Genomic DNA, 13,221 nt, shown 5'->3' with positions numbered 1-13,221 from the left:
TCCGGATGTCGCGAACGAAGGAAGCCTTGCCGCTCGCCGACGCGTACGGCCTGCTCGAGCCAGGCCCGGTGGTGCTGCTCGCCACCGCCCACAAGGGCCGGCGCAACGTCATGACGATGTCCTGGCACACGATGATGGAGTTCGAGCCCCCGCTGGTGGGCTGCGTGGTCGCGCGCAGCCACTACAGCCACGAGCTGCTCAGGGCCGGCCGCGCGTGCACGATCAACATTCCGTCGACCGCGCTGGCCGACGCGGTGGTCGGTTGCGGCAACACGCTGGGGAGCGAGATCGACAAGTTCGCCGAGTTCGGCCTGCGCACCTCGCCGGCCAGTCTGGTCCAGGCGCCGCTGATCGACGCCTGCCACGCCAACCTCGAGTGCCGGATCGCCGACACGAAGATGGTGGCAAGCTACGACTTCTTCGTGCTCGAGGTGGTCGCGGCCTGGATCGACCCGCGGCGCCGCAATGCGCGCACGCTGCACCATCGCGGCTGGGGCGCGTTCATGAAGGCCGGCCCCACGGTGCAGTTGGCGTCGCGGATGCGCTGAGCCGGCGAGGGCCGCAATCGAGCGCCTGGAAGGCGCGCGCCAGTATCGCGCGCTCGCCGCCCCGATCGAGAGGAACACGCATGGATTTCGAGAACCTGCTGCAACGCTTCGCCAGCGCCGTCGGCGCGCACGACTCGGCCGGCCTGGCCGGGCTGTTCACGCCCGACGGCTGCTACGACGACTACTTCTTCGGCCTGCACCGCGGACGCGAGGAGATCGCCGCGATGCTCGATCGATTCCACGTCGGCGGTGAGGACTTCTTCTGGGAGTTCCGGAATCCGGTCTGCGACGGGCGTTCGGGCTACGCCGGCTACCTGTTCAGCTACCGCTCGAAGGAGCCCGAGAGCGCGGGGCGGACGATCGTGTTCGAAGGCATCGCCCGCTTCGAGCTGCAGGACGGCCTGATCGCGCGCTACGAGGAGGCCTTCGACCGCGGCGTGGCCTTCAGCCAGCTCGGCTATGCGACCGAGCGGATCGGCAAGCTGCTCGACCGCTACGCCCGCCAGCTCGCCGGCAAGGACGACGTGGTGGCGCACCTCGGCCGCCGGCCCCGCACCGGCTGAGCGACGCCGGGGCGGCAACTAGGCGACGCAGACCGGCAGCCGAGCGACGCCGGGGCGGCAACCGGCCGGCGGCTGAGCGACAATCCGGGCAGACTCGCTCGGGCTCTGCCAGAATTGCGCCCCCGACTTCCAGAGATCCGGCTCCCCTGGGCCATCGGAGCACCCCTTGACGCTTCTTGACACCCGCCTCAACGCGCTGCCGCCCGAGGCCCTTACGGGGCTGCTTCGCGGCATCGAGAAAGAGAGCCTGCGCACCCGGCCCGACGGGATGCTCGCCGACACGCCCCATCCGCAGGCGCTCGGGTCGGCGCTGACCCACCCGAACATCACCACCGACTTCAGCGAATCGCAGCTCGAGCTGATCACCGGCGTGCACCGCGAGGCCGAGGCCTGCGTGGCCGAGATCACCGGGATCCACCAGTTCGTGTACCGCCACATCGGCGACGAGCTGCTGTGGGGCGCGAGCATGCCCTGCGGCCTGCCCGACGAGGACCGGATCCCGCTCGGCCGCTACGGCAGCTCGAACGTCGGGCGCGCCAAGACCGTCTACCGGCAGGGGCTCTCGCACCGCTACGGCCGCCGGATGCAGACGATCTCCGGGATCCACTACAACTTCTCGCTGCCGTCCTCGGCCTGGCCGGCGCTGATGCGGGCCGACGGCAGCCGGGCCGGGGAGCAGGACTACCGCAGCGCCGCCTATTTCTCGCTGATCCGCAACTTCCGGCGCCATTCGTGGCTGCTGCTCTACCTGTTCGGGGCGTCGCCGGCGGTCTGCCGCAGCTTCGTCGAGGGCCGGCAGCACGGGTTGCAGCCGCTCGCCGGCGGCACGATGTACCTGCCGCACGCGACCTCGCTGCGAATGGGGCCGCTCGGCTACCAGAGCGACGCGCAGGCCTCGCTCGCGGTGAGCTTCAACTGCCTCGACAGCTACGCCGCCTCGCTGCGCCGCGCGCTGAGCGAGCCCTATCCGCCCTACGAGGCGATCGGCATCCACGACGGCGGCGGGCTGTACCGGCAACTGGCCACGACGCTGCTGCAGATCGAGAACGAGTTCTACGGCACGATCCGGCCCAAGCGGCGGATCCGCTCGGGCGAACGACCGCTGCACGCGCTGGCCGAGCGCGGCGTCGAATACGTCGAGGTCCGCTGCCTGGACCTCGACCCGTTCGAGCCGGTCGGCATCGGCGCCGCCACGATGCATTTCCTCGACGTGTTCCTGCTGCACTGCCTGCTCGCGGAGAGTCCGAAGGACACGCCCGACGAGATCGCCGGCATCTCGTACAACCAGCACCGGGTCGCACAGCACGGCCGCGACCCGGGGCTCAAGCTCAGGCGCCTGGGGGCGAACGGCGCCGCGTCCGAGGAGATCGGGGTGGCCGACTGGGGCCGGAAACTGCTCGCCGAATGCGCGCCCATTGCCGCGGCGCTGGATCAGGCACGGGGCACGGCGGCGCATCGCGAGGCGCTCGCCGCAGCCGAGGCGGCGCTTGCCGATCCTTCGCTGACGCCATCGGCGCGGGTGCTCGATGCGATGGCCCGCGACTTCGACAACGCGTTTCCGGCGTTCGCGCTCGACGCGTCGAAACGCAACCGCGAGGCTGTCCTCGCGCTGCCGTTCCCGCGCGAGACGCAGCGGCACTTCGAGCGGCTGGCCGAGGAATCGATCGCCGAGCAGCAGGCGATCGAGGCCGCCAACTCGATGCCCTTCGAGGAATACCGCCAGCGCTACCTGGCCGGCACGCTGCCGATCGGGGACGACTGAAGCTGCCCCTGCGCGTGCGGAAATTTACCCGGACATAATTGACGGGCCCATTTATATCCGGGTAATATTAGCTCCATGGATCTGGACATGGAGCATACGTACAGCGCCTTCTGCGGTGCCCGCCGAATCGCCACTGGCCCCCTGGAGGAAGTCGCTGTCGCCGCAAAGCGCGCCTCGGAAGCGGCGAAGGGCGTGCTCGTGTTCGACGACGCCACCGGCAGCCAGATCGACCTGGACCTGAGAGGTGGCGAGCAGGACGTAAGGCGCCGCTACCGGGTGCCCGCCGCAATCGCAAAGGAACCGGTCCCGCGGGGCCGCGGCCGACCGCGCCTGGGCGTGGTCTCGCGCGAGGTCACTCTCCTGCCCGATCACTGGGAGTGGCTCGCATCGCAACCCGGGGGGGCCTCGGTGGCGCTGCGCAAGCTCGTCCAGGAAGCGCGCCGCGCCGGAGCGGGTCGCGAACGCCTGCGCCGCGCCCAGGAGCGCAGCTACAAGCTCATGGTGGCGCTGGCCGGGGACCGGCCCGGCTTCGAAGAAGCCTCCCGGGCCTTGTTCGCCGGAGACCCGCAGGCCCTGCGCGGCAGGACCGAAGGCTGGCCCCCGGACATACGCGAGCACGTGCTGCGGCTCGCCGACCCCGACTACGACCCGAGCTCGAGGAGTTCAGAATGAACACGTTCGTCCCTTCGGCCGCCGAGCGGCGCCGGATTTCCCGCGAGGCCCGGGATGCCTTTCCCCGGATGGGCGTCTACGCGATCCGGAGCGAGGCCAGTGGGCGAGTGCGCGTCGCCTCGAGCCGCAACGTGCCGGGGGCGATCAATCGCATCGAGTTCGAGCTGCGCCTCGGAAGTCATCCGGACAAGGCGCTGCAGGCGGACTGGAAACTGAATCCGGCAGCGATCTCCTTCGAGGTGCTCGAACTGGTGAAGGAGCGCACCGATCCCGACTTCGACTACTCGGCAGAGCTCAGCGCGCTGGAGGAGCTCTACCGGGCCGAACTCTGCACCAGGAGCGAGGCATGACGCTCGGCAAGCTGCAATCCCTCCTCGAGCGCGAACGCGCGCATGCGCTGGCCAGGTTCCATCTGGACGAGGCGCTCGGCACGCACCACGGCCTGTCGTGGTCGGACTTCGTCCTCCTTCAGCGCCTCGACAGCGAGCCGGCTGGCGTTCCCGAAGCGCAACTGGCGCGCGCGCTCGGCATGCTCCGATCGAGACTGCTGCTCCGCACGCGCCCACTCGAGAAGCTGGGACTGGTCTCGCGTGTGGGCAGCGACGACGCGCGGCCGGTGAAGCTGAGCCCCGCCGGCCGGCGCCTGCTCCGGGAGGCGCGCGAAACCGCGGCCGCCGCCTGCGCGGAGCTGACCCTCAGCTGAGGGGCGCCGCCGGCGCGCTGCCGACAGGCGACTGAGCCTCGGCCAACCGGCGCTTCAGGTTGCCGAATCGCCGGCGATACTGGGCCGGCGTGAGCGCCACGTGGCGCCGGAACAGCCTGCCGAAGAAGCTGGCGTCCTGGTAGCCGACGTCCAGCGCGATCGCCTCGACCGGCGCGTCGCTGGCCTCGAGCATCTGCTTGGCCTCCTCCAGCCGCAGCGTGTGCACGTACTCGATCGGGCTCATGCCGGTGGCCTGCGCGAAGCGGCGCTTGAAGGTGCGCTCGGGCAGCCCCGACAGCGCCGCCATCTGCGCAACCGGCGACTCGCAGTGGTAATTCGACGCCACCCACTGCTGGCAGCGGGCGATGACCGGATCCGAGGCAGGCTCGCCGCGGGTCAGCGACGCGTAGGCGATCGGGCTGGTCGGGTTCCAGTCGAACATGTTGATGCGGGCGACCTGCATCGCGGCCTCGGCGCCCGCGTGCCGGGCGATCAGCGCGAGCGCGAGCTGGTGCCAGGCGATGCCGCTGCCGGCCATCACGATCCGCTGGCCGGCGCCGCTCATCACCAGGCCGCGGTCCGGATGCCAGCGCACGCCCGGATACTGTCCGCGCAGCGCATCGCAATAGGCCCAGTGCGAGGTCGCGTCCAGCCCCTCCAGCAGGCCGGTGCGGGCCAGCAGCGCCGCCCCCGAGCAGGCCGACGCCAGCAGCGCGCCCCCGGCGTGGCGCTCGCGGATCCAGTCCGCGGCCGCGTCGTACACGCCGTCCAGTTGCGCGCCGGGTGCGATCGCCAGGTCGGTGATGCAGACGATGTCGGGTTTCGGGCAGTCGGCGAACGCGGCGTCGGGCGTGATCCGAACGCCGTTGGCCGCGGCGAACGGCTTGCCGTCGGCCGACACGACCAGCGGCCGGAACGGCGACGCCGCCGCGCCGCCGTGGACCATCTGCCAGTCGCGCGCGACGCCGCAGAGCGTGTCGTGGAAGCCGTACAGGGTGGCCGCGGTGACATCCGGAACCGCGAGCAGCGCGACGACGATCGGTCTGGACGCTTCGGTCATGGCACGAATGTCCGTTTCGTTGCAGAAAACACTTTAGTCCAAACCTGCCTGCGGCGGGACACTTCGTTCATCGCCGGAGCGTTCGCCACCGCGACGCTCCCGAAGGCCGAATCCCCGGCCGCGACGCAAACGGAGAGGACATCATGACCCTGACCGACCAGTACGGACACGCAGTCTCGGGGGCGAGCCCCGAGAGCCTCGCCTGCTTCGAGCAGGCTTCGCACGAGCTTCGCTGCTTCATCGCGGACCCCGTGGCCACCGTCGACCGCGCACTGGATGCGAGCCCCGACATGACGATGGCCCACGTCCTGAAGGCCTGGCTGCACCTGCTGGGCACCGAGCCCGAGGGCATCCCGGTGGCGCGGGCCTGCCACGAGGCGGCGGCCAACCTGCCTGCCACCGAGCGCGAGCGCGCGCACCTGGAAGCGATCCGCCTGCTGGTCGACGGTCGCTGGCATGCCGCCGGGCGCGTGCTGGAGGACCTGAGCATCGCCTGGCCGCGCGACCCGCTGGCGCTGCAGGCCGGGCACCAGATCGATTTCTTCACCGGCAATTCGCGGATGCTGCGCGACCGGATCGCCCGCGCGCTGCCGGCCTGGAGCGGCACGATGCCCGGCTACCACGCGGTGCTCGGCATGCACGCCTTCGGCCTGGAGGAGACCGCCGACTACGAGCAGGCCGAGCGGCAGGGGCGCCGCTGCGTCGAGCTCGAGCCGCGCGACGGCTGGGGCTGGCACGCGGTCGCCCACGTGATCGAGATGCGCAACCGGCCGCGCGACGGCATCGCCTGGCTGCAGCCGAACTCGGCCAGCTGGGCGCCGGAGAGCTTCCTGGCGGTCCACAACTGGTGGCACCTGGCGCTGTACCACCTGGAGCTGGGCGACATCGACGAGGTGCTGCGCCTGTTCGACGGACCGATCTTCGGCGCGCGCTCGACGGTGGTCGTCGACATGATCGACGCCAGCGCGATGCTGTGGCGCCTGCAGATGCGCGGCGTGGACGTCGGCGATCGCTGGCAGGCGGTGGCCGACAACTGGGCGCCGATCGCCGGCGCCGGCAACTACGCGTTCAACGACATGCACGCGATGATGGCCTTCGTGTCGACCGGCCAGCTGGCGCCGCAGCAGCAGGTGCTCGACGCGCAGGAGGCCGCGCTGGCGGGCGATGCCGACAACGCCGCCTTCACCCGCGAGGCCGGCCGCCCGGCCACGCTGGCGATCCGCGCCTTCGGCGAGGGCGACTACGCGCAGGCGATCCGGCTGCTGCGCTCGATCCGTTCGATCGCCCACCGTTTCGGCGGCAGCCACGCACAGCGCGACGTGATCGACCTGACGCTGATCGAGGCGGCGCTGCGAAGCGACGACCCGGCGCTGGCCAGGGCGCTGGTCAACGAACGGGTCGCGTTGCGCCCGACCAGCCCGCTGAGCCGGCTGTTCGCAGCGCGAGCAGCCAGTGTCGCCGCTGCCTCGGGCGGAGCGAGCTCGGCGGGCAGCGCAGCGCGCGCGGCCAGGCTATTGGCCGAGCCCCTCTGAACGGCGGGCTGGAGGAAAAGCTTGACCCTACCATCGTGGGAAGGTCGAGAGTGACTCTCCGATGCGCGCGGTATTCGCCGCGCGCCACTTCCCCGCATACGGAACAGGAGAGCCACGATGAATCCGACGACCCCGGATCATTCACATCACGCCCGCCTGGATGAACGAGGGCTGAATCGACTCGCGGTCTCGGCGACGCTTCACTGCCTGTCGGGCTGTGCGATCGGCGAGGTCCTGGGCATGGTGCTGGGCACCGCCCTGGGCCTGTCCAACGGCGCGACGATCGCGCTGGCGGTCCTGCTGGCCTTCGCTTTCGGCTACGCGTTCACGATGGCGCCGCTGCTTCGCGCCGGAATGGGCGTTCGCGAAGCAGGGCGGCTCGCGCTGGCCGCCGACTCGGCCTCGATCCTGATCATGGAGGTCATCGACAACCTGATCATGCTCGCGATCCCGGGAGCGATGGATGCCCCGCTGTCCTCTCCGCTCTTCTGGAGCTCGCTGGCCATTGCGCTGGCGATCGCCGGGCTGGCCGCCTTCCCGGTCAACCGTTGGCTGATCGGACGGGGCAGGGGGCACGCGCTGGTACATGCGACGCACGCCCCGTCGACGGCCGTTGCCGGCGAGCGCAAGCCCGGTCTGCCTCCGAGCGCCTTGCGCGAGCTCGACGACTGCGAGGCCTGCTGAGGATCGTTCGGGACGGTCGGCGCGTCGGCCTCGAACGGATGTGTCCGGCCGCCGCTCGCGTGCCTCTTGCGCCGGCCGGTGCGCGGCGCATAATCCGGATTCACAAGGCAATGTCGCGAACGCCGGAGGGTTCCTCGGGCGCATGCGTTGCCGGGAGGTTGCCCATGAAAGGCACCGATCCAGTCGCCGCCCACTACCAGCGCGCGGGCCTGCTCGCCGCGTTCGAGGCGGGCCTCGCGGCGCTCGGCAAGTCTCCGGCCACCGTCTCGATCGACGATCTCGCGCCGGCCGACGAATTCCACATCGGCGGCCGCGAAGCCAGCGTCGAGTTCCTCGACCAGCTCGGGCTGGCGGACGGCCAGCGCGTGCTCGACGTCGGCTGCGGACTCGGCGGCCCGGCGCGATTCGCCGCCGACCGGTACCGGGTCCTGGTCAGCGGCGTCGACCTGACGCCGGCCTACATCGAGGCGGGCAAGGAACTGACGCGCTGGACGGCGCTCGACGGGGCGGTCGACCTGCGGGTCGCCGATGCGCTGAGCCTGCCCTTCGACGACGCCAGCTTCGACGCCGCCTACATGATCCACGTGGGAATGAACATCGCGGACAAGCGGGCGCTGTTCGCCGAGGTGGCGCGTGTGCTGCGGCCGGGGGCGTCCTTCGGCGTCTACGACGTCATGCGTGCCGGCGACGGCGGGTCGCTGGCCTATCCGCTGCCCTGGGCGACGACCGCCGCCACCTGCGCGGTCGCGGCGCCGGATGCCTACCGCGAGGCGCTCGAGGCCGCCGGCTTCGTGCTTCTCGCCGAACGCGCGCGACGCCAGTTCGCGCTCGACTTCTTCGCGCGCCTGCGGGCGCGGCTGGCATCGGCCAAGGGGCCGCCGCCGCTGGGGCTGCACCTCGTGATGGGCGCGGACACGCCCACGAAGATCGGCAACATGGTCGCCAACATCGAGGCCGGGCTGATCGCGCCGGTCGAGATGATCGCCCGACGCTGACGAGGCCGGATCAGCCCGTCGCCGGCGCCTCGGCAAGGAATCGCTCGACCAGCCGGGTCCAGAAGGCGGCGCCGACCGTGAGATTCGCGTCGTCGAAGTCGTACCTCGGGTTGTGCAGCATCGGGCTGTCGACCCCGTTGCCGAGCCTCAGGAAGCAGCCCGGCTTGTGCTGCAGGTAGAAGCCGAAGTCCTCGCTGCCGGTGACCGGGCCGAAGGGCGCGACGACCTTGTCCTCGCCGACCAGTTCCCTCGCCACGCCCAGCGCGAACCCGGTCTCGGCCGCGCTGTTGACGACGACCGGGTAGCCGCGCTGGTAGTCGATCTCGACCGCGCCGCCGTAGCCCTCCACGTGGCTCTTCACCAGCCCGGTGATCCGCGCCTCGAGCCGCGCCCGCACGTCCGGATCGAAGGAGCGGATGCTCAGCTCCATCGTCGCCGAGTCCGGGATCACGTTGGCCGCGATGCCCGCGTGCACGGTGCCGATGGTCACGATCGCGGTCTGGGTCGGGTCGATGTTGCGCGACACGACGGTCTGCAGCGCCATGATCAGGCTGCCGGCGATCATCACCGGGTCGACCGACAGGTGAGGGCGGGCCGCGTGGCCGCCCTTGCCGCGGATCGTGATCTTCGCGGTGTCCGAAGCCGACATGAAGGGCCCCGCGCCGAACAGGAAGGTGCCCGCCGGCACGCCGGGGTGGTTGTGAAGGCCGAAGATCGCGTCGCAGGGGAAGCGCTCGAACAGGCCGTCGGCGATCATCCGCTGCGCGCCGCTGTCCTGGCCGGCTTCCTCGGCCGGCTGGAACACCAGGTGCACCGTGCCCGAGAAGTTGCGGGTCTTCGCGAGCTGCTGGGCGGCGCCGAGCAGCATCGTCGTGTGGCCGTCGTGGCCGCAGGCGTGCATCGCGCCGGGCACCCGGCTCGCGTGCGGCTTGCCGGTCTCCTCGACGATCGGCAGCGCGTCCATGTCGGCGCGCACCGCCACGCTGCGCCGGCCCTCGCCGACCTGCAGCGTGCCGACCACGCCGAGGCCGCCCACGTTTCGGGTCACCCGGTAGCCCCACTCGGTGAGCAGCGTGGCCACCAGCTCCGAGGTCTCGAGCTCGTGGAAGGACAGCTCCGGCTTGCTGTGCAGCAGGTGACGGGTCTGGCGCAGGAACTCGGCCGAACCCGACAGGTCGCCGAGCTGGCAGAAGCAGGCGTAGCGGGCGTTCATGCGGCATCCTTCGGCGTGCCGCCGGCCCCGAGGTCCCAGTACAGGCCGGTCATCATCGCCAGCCCTTCGCGCAGGATCTCCGGCGGCAGGTGCTCGTTCGGCGCGTGCTGCGAGCAGCCCGGGTAGGAGTGCGGCACCCACACGGTGCGCAGCCCCAGCACGTCGGTGAAGATGTCGTTGGGAAGCGATCCGCCCAGGTTTGGCAGCACCGCCGGCTTCTTGCCGCTGGTCCTGGCGATCGAGGCCACCGCCCACTGCACCCAGGCGTCGTCGGGGTCGATCCGGGTGGCGTGGAACATCTCCTCGCGGGTCGCGGCGATCTTGACCATCGGGAAACCCTGGCGGTCCAGGTGCCTGCGCAGCGCCGGCAGGATCCGCGCCGGATCGATGCCGACGACGAAGCGCAGCTGGCAGCGCGCCCAGGCGCGCGGCGGGATCGCGTTGACCGGCGTGTCGGGGTTGCCGGTCTTGTACGCCAGCACCTCGAACGAGCACCAGCCGAACACCCGCTCGGCCGGCGACAGGCCCAGCTCGCCCCACCAGGGCTCGATCTCGGGGCCGTCGGCGCCGCCGTCGACCTCGCAGTCGGCCAGCGCGCGGCGCACCGAGGCCGGCAGCTCGTCCGGCACCCACTCCGGGATCCGGATCTGGCCGGTGGGCCCGCAGATGCTTGCGATCGCGTGCGCGAGCTGGATGCCGGGGTTCGAGATCAGCCCGCCCCAGTTGCCGGAGTGATGGCCGCCCTGGCGCGCCTCGATCGTCAGGTCGAAGTTCATGCTGCCGCGCGAGCCCAGGAAGACCGTGGGCCGGTCGGGCCGCAGGCGCGGGCCGTCGGAGGCGATCAGCAGGTCGGCGGCGAAGGCCTCGCGGTGCGCCTCGCACAGCGCCTTCAGGCCCGGCGAACCGGTCTCCTCGCCCATCTCGATCAGGTACTTGGCGTTGAACCCGAGCCGGCCGCGCTCGGCCAGCACGTTGGCCATCGCCGCCATGTTCAGCGAGTGCTGGCCCTTGTTGTCGGCGATGCCGCGGCCGTACCAGCGGCCCTCGTGCTGGGTCAGTTTCCACGGCGACAGGCCGTCCTTCCACTCGGGCTCCAGGCCGCGGATCACATCGCCGTGGCCGTAGCCGAACACCGTGGGCAGGGCGGGATCCTCGATGCGCTGCGCGAACAGGAAGGGCGCCTTGGCCTTCGGGTGGGTCAGCGTGCGGCACTCGAAGCCCATCGCCTCGAAGGCCGGCTGCATCTCGCTCGACAGGTAGTCGGCCAGCGCCTGAGCGCGCTCCGGGTTCTGGCTCTCGGTGGGGATCGCGATACGGCGGGCGAGGATCTCGCGGAACTCGCCGGAATCGAACTGCTTCTCGGCGCGGGCGATGGCTGCTTCGCGGGTCATTTCATTGGTCCTGTGATGCGTGGATCCGGTCGTGGAGTCCGTCCGGTTCGGGGCGTCCGGTTCGTTGCCCGGCGAGCGGGCCCGTTCAGGGTCGCGGCCCGTCGCCGGGATGCAGGTGGCAGGCCACCTTGCCCAGCGGCCCCTCGGCCAGCGCCGGCACCCGAGCGTCGCAATCGGGCAGCCGCTTCGCGCAGCGCGGATGGAAGGGGCAGCCGGAAGGCGGGTTCAGCGGATCGGGGAAGGCGAGCCCGAGGCCGGTGTCCGGGATGCCGAGGCCCGGCTCCGGGGTCAGCACCGAGGCCAGCAAGGCCTGCGTGTACGGATGGCGGGGCTGGCCGAACAGGGTCGCGGTCTCGGCCTGCTCGACGACCTTGCCGAGGTACATCACCGCCACCTGGGTGGCGATGTGCTCGACGACCGCCAGGTTGTGGCTGATGAACACGTAGGTCAGGCCGAACTCGCGGCGCAGGTCCATCAGCAGGTTCAGGATCTGCGCCTGGACCGACACGTCGAGCGCCGAGGTCGGCTCGTCGCAGATGACGATCTCCGGGTTCATCACCAGCGCGCGGGCGATCGCCACCCGCTGGCGCTGGCCGCCCGACAGCTGGCCCGGCGTGTTGTCGGCGTAGCGCGCCGGCAGGCCGACCCGCTCGAGCATCTCGATCGCCTTGGCACGGCGCCCGGAGGCGGTGCCGATCCCGTGCACCTCGAGCGGCAGCGCCACGATGGCCGCGATGCCCCGGCGCGGATTCAGCGACGAATAGGGGTCCTGGAATACCGGCTGCACGCGGCGCGCGACCGCGCGCCGCCCGAGCTTGCGGATGTCCTCGCCGTCGAGGGTGATCGAGCCGCTCGTGGGCGGGGTCAGGCCGAGCAGCATCCGCGCGAGCGTGGACTTGCCGCAGCCCGACTCGCCGACGATGCCCAGCACGTCGCCCTTGCGGAGGACCAGGTCGACGCCGTTCACCGCGTGCAGCGTGCGCTTGGGCGCGAATGCGCCGGCGCGTATCGCGAACGAACGGGTCAGGCCGTGCGCCTGCATCAGCGGCGGCGCGTCCGCGGCAGGCGCGGCGCCCACGGGAGAGGCGGCCGCGTTCATGCCGGCACCTCGTCGAGCACGCAGCGCCAGCGGTGGCCGTCGGCGTCGCGCACCGGCACCGTCCGGTCGCAGCCCTCGCGCGCGAAGTCGCAGCGGTCGCGAAAGCCGCAGCCGCGGAACTCGCCGATCAGCGAGGGCACGACGCCCGCGATCGTGCCGAGCCGGCCGCCGCGCTCGGTGCGCCCGGGCACCGGGATGCAGCCGAGCAGGCCGCGGGTGTACGGGTGGCGCGGCTTCGCGAAGAGCTTGTCGGCCGAGCCTTCCTCGACGACCTCGCCGGCGTACATGACCGCCACCCGGTGGGCGATGCGGGCGACGACGCCGAGATCGTGGGTGATCAGCACCATCGCGATGCCCAGCTCCTGCTGCAGGTCGGCGAGCAGCCGCAGGATCTGCGCCTGGATCGTCACGTCGAGCGCGGTGCTCGGCTCGTCGGCGATCAGCAGTTCGGGGCCGCACATCAGCGCCATCGCGATCATCACCCGCTGGCGCAGCCCGCCGGAGAGCTGGTGCGGATACTGGCCCAGGCGCTCGGCCGCCGACGCGATGCCGACCTTGCCGAGCAGCTCGATCGCCCGCTCGCGGGCCGCGGCCTTGCTGCCGCCCCGGTGGTGCAGCCAGGGCTCCATCAGCTGGTTGCCGATCGTGTAGGCCGGGTTCAGCGCGGTCATCGGCTCCTGGAAGATCATCGCCATCCGGTCGCCGCGCAGCGCGTTGATGCGCCTGGGGCCGGCGGCGGCGAGGTCCTCGCCGAGGAAGGCCAGCCGCCGGGCGCTGCGCCGGGCCGCCTTGGGCAGCAGGCTCATGATCGCCAGCGAGGTGATCGACTTGCCGCAGCCGGACTCGCCGACGATGCAAAGCGTCTCGCCGCGGCGCACCTGGAAGGACACGTCGCGCACCGCGTGCAGCGTGCCGCGCGGCGTGGCGATGTCCACGCTCAGGCCCTCGACGTCGAGAACCAGGTCGGCGGCAACCTGCGGATTGGCTTGCGCGCTCATG

At 71.3% G+C, this 13,221-nt stretch carries 14 protein-coding genes; 9 read left to right on the top strand and 5 right to left on the bottom strand.

Annotation, left to right across the window (positions count from 1 at the left end; all coding sequences use genetic code 11):
- Nucleotides 1-5: 5 nt before the first annotated feature.
- From M6I34_RS02105 to M6I34_RS02080, 6 genes are all read left to right on the top strand, one after another.
- Nucleotides 6-548 carry a flavin reductase family protein gene (locus M6I34_RS02105; protein ID WP_272484067.1) on the top strand — a complete coding sequence of 181 codons (543 nt, stop codon included), beginning with the start codon at nucleotides 6-8 and terminating at the stop codon, nucleotides 546-548.
- An 80-nt stretch (nucleotides 549-628) separates the two neighbouring features.
- Nucleotides 629-1,111: a nuclear transport factor 2 family protein gene (locus tag M6I34_RS02100; RefSeq protein WP_272484066.1), complete on the top strand. Its 483-nt coding sequence runs from the start codon at nucleotides 629-631 to the stop codon at nucleotides 1,109-1,111.
- 166 nt (nucleotides 1,112-1,277) lie between these two features.
- A complete protein-coding gene (gene gshA, locus M6I34_RS02095; protein WP_272484065.1) occupies nucleotides 1,278-2,873 on the top strand; it encodes a glutamate--cysteine ligase in 1,596 nt (531 codons plus the stop codon).
- An 87-nt stretch (nucleotides 2,874-2,960) separates the two neighbouring features.
- A complete protein-coding gene (locus tag M6I34_RS02090; RefSeq protein WP_272484064.1) occupies nucleotides 2,961-3,545 on the top strand; it encodes a DUF2239 family protein in 585 nt (194 codons plus the stop codon).
- Entirely contained in the window at nucleotides 3,542-3,895 is a 354-nt protein-coding gene (locus tag M6I34_RS02085) for a GIY-YIG nuclease family protein (protein WP_272484063.1), read from the top strand. Before M6I34_RS02090 ends, M6I34_RS02085 begins: the two co-directional genes overlap by 4 nt.
- Entirely contained in the window at nucleotides 3,892-4,248 is a 357-nt protein-coding gene (locus M6I34_RS02080) for a hypothetical protein (protein ID WP_272484062.1), read from the top strand. Before M6I34_RS02085 ends, M6I34_RS02080 begins: the two co-directional genes overlap by 4 nt.
- Here M6I34_RS02080 and M6I34_RS02075 read toward each other — a convergent pair.
- Entirely contained in the window at nucleotides 4,241-5,308 is a 1,068-nt protein-coding gene (locus M6I34_RS02075; protein ID WP_272484061.1) for a GlxA family transcriptional regulator, read from the bottom strand. The genes M6I34_RS02080 and M6I34_RS02075 overlap by 8 nt on opposite strands.
- A 143-nt stretch (nucleotides 5,309-5,451) precedes the next feature.
- On the opposite strand from M6I34_RS02075, the gene M6I34_RS02070 reads away from it, so the two are divergent.
- From M6I34_RS02070 to M6I34_RS02060, 3 genes are all read left to right on the top strand, one after another.
- Nucleotides 5,452-6,840, top strand: coding sequence for a tetratricopeptide repeat protein (locus tag M6I34_RS02070; RefSeq protein ID WP_272484060.1), 1,389 nt, complete (start codon nucleotides 5,452-5,454; stop codon nucleotides 6,838-6,840).
- A gap of 117 nt (nucleotides 6,841-6,957) precedes the next feature.
- Complete coding sequence (locus M6I34_RS02065) at nucleotides 6,958-7,524, top strand: DUF4396 domain-containing protein (RefSeq protein ID WP_272484059.1); 567 nt, start codon at nucleotides 6,958-6,960, stop codon at nucleotides 7,522-7,524.
- Nucleotides 7,525-7,688: 164 nt separating this feature from the next.
- Entirely contained in the window at nucleotides 7,689-8,519 is an 831-nt protein-coding gene (locus M6I34_RS02060; RefSeq protein ID WP_272484058.1) for a class I SAM-dependent methyltransferase, read from the top strand.
- A 10-nt stretch (nucleotides 8,520-8,529) separates the two neighbouring features.
- Here the strand turns inward: M6I34_RS02060 and M6I34_RS02055 are convergent, their stop codons facing one another.
- The 4 genes from M6I34_RS02055 to M6I34_RS02040 all read right to left on the bottom strand — a co-directional run bounded on the left by M6I34_RS02055 (nucleotide 8,530) and on the right by M6I34_RS02040 (nucleotide 13,220).
- Complete coding sequence (locus tag M6I34_RS02055; protein ID WP_272484057.1) at nucleotides 8,530-9,732, bottom strand: M20 aminoacylase family protein; 1,203 nt, start codon at nucleotides 9,730-9,732, stop codon at nucleotides 8,530-8,532.
- On the bottom strand, nucleotides 9,729-11,123 hold the full coding sequence (locus M6I34_RS02050) for a M20 family metallopeptidase (protein ID WP_272484056.1): 1,395 nt from the start codon (nucleotides 11,121-11,123) through the stop codon (nucleotides 9,729-9,731). Before M6I34_RS02050 ends, M6I34_RS02055 begins: the two co-directional genes overlap by 4 nt.
- 85 nt (nucleotides 11,124-11,208) lie before the next feature.
- Nucleotides 11,209-12,222 carry an ABC transporter ATP-binding protein gene (locus M6I34_RS02045; RefSeq protein WP_272484055.1) on the bottom strand — a complete coding sequence of 338 codons (1,014 nt, stop codon included), beginning with the start codon at nucleotides 12,220-12,222 and terminating at the stop codon, nucleotides 11,209-11,211.
- Complete coding sequence (locus M6I34_RS02040; protein ID WP_272484054.1) at nucleotides 12,219-13,220, bottom strand: ABC transporter ATP-binding protein; 1,002 nt, start codon at nucleotides 13,218-13,220, stop codon at nucleotides 12,219-12,221. The genes M6I34_RS02045 and M6I34_RS02040 overlap by 4 nt, the downstream gene beginning before the upstream one ends.
- Between the last annotated feature and the right edge of the window lies 1 nt (nucleotide 13,221).

It is taken from the genome of Zeimonas sediminis (genome assembly GCF_023721795.1).
Classification (GTDB): domain Bacteria; phylum Pseudomonadota; class Gammaproteobacteria; order Burkholderiales; family Burkholderiaceae_E; genus Zeimonas; species Zeimonas sediminis.
This window is presented reverse-complemented; position numbering and strand designations above follow the sequence as displayed.

Bases quoted from the DNA above. Each gene is read 5' to 3' on its own strand.
- M6I34_RS02100 (WP_272484066.1), top strand. From the start codon at position 629: ATGGATTTCGAGAACCTGCTGCAACGCTTCGCCAGCGCCGTCGGCGCG.
- M6I34_RS02050 (WP_272484056.1), bottom strand. From the start codon at position 11,123: ATGACCCGCGAAGCAGCCATCGCCCGCGCCGAGAAGCAGTTCGATTCC.
- M6I34_RS02080 (WP_272484062.1), top strand. From the start codon at position 3,892: ATGACGCTCGGCAAGCTGCAATCCCTCCTCGAGCGCGAACGCGCGCAT.
- M6I34_RS02085 (WP_272484063.1), top strand. From the start codon at position 3,542: ATGAACACGTTCGTCCCTTCGGCCGCCGAGCGGCGCCGGATTTCCCGC.
- M6I34_RS02055 (WP_272484057.1), bottom strand. From the start codon at position 9,732: ATGAACGCCCGCTACGCCTGCTTCTGCCAGCTCGGCGACCTGTCGGGT.
- M6I34_RS02040 (WP_272484054.1), bottom strand. From the start codon at position 13,220: ATGAGCGCGCAAGCCAATCCGCAGGTTGCCGCCGACCTGGTTCTCGAC.
- M6I34_RS02090 (WP_272484064.1), top strand. From the start codon at position 2,961: ATGGAGCATACGTACAGCGCCTTCTGCGGTGCCCGCCGAATCGCCACT.
- M6I34_RS02070 (WP_272484060.1), top strand. From the start codon at position 5,452: ATGACCCTGACCGACCAGTACGGACACGCAGTCTCGGGGGCGAGCCCC.
- M6I34_RS02075 (WP_272484061.1), bottom strand. From the start codon at position 5,308: ATGACCGAAGCGTCCAGACCGATCGTCGTCGCGCTGCTCGCGGTTCCG.
- M6I34_RS02060 (WP_272484058.1), top strand. From the start codon at position 7,689: ATGAAAGGCACCGATCCAGTCGCCGCCCACTACCAGCGCGCGGGCCTG.
- M6I34_RS02105 (WP_272484067.1), top strand. From the start codon at position 6: ATGTCGCGAACGAAGGAAGCCTTGCCGCTCGCCGACGCGTACGGCCTG.
- M6I34_RS02045 (WP_272484055.1), bottom strand. From the start codon at position 12,222: ATGAACGCGGCCGCCTCTCCCGTGGGCGCCGCGCCTGCCGCGGACGCG.
- M6I34_RS02065 (WP_272484059.1), top strand. From the start codon at position 6,958: ATGAATCCGACGACCCCGGATCATTCACATCACGCCCGCCTGGATGAA.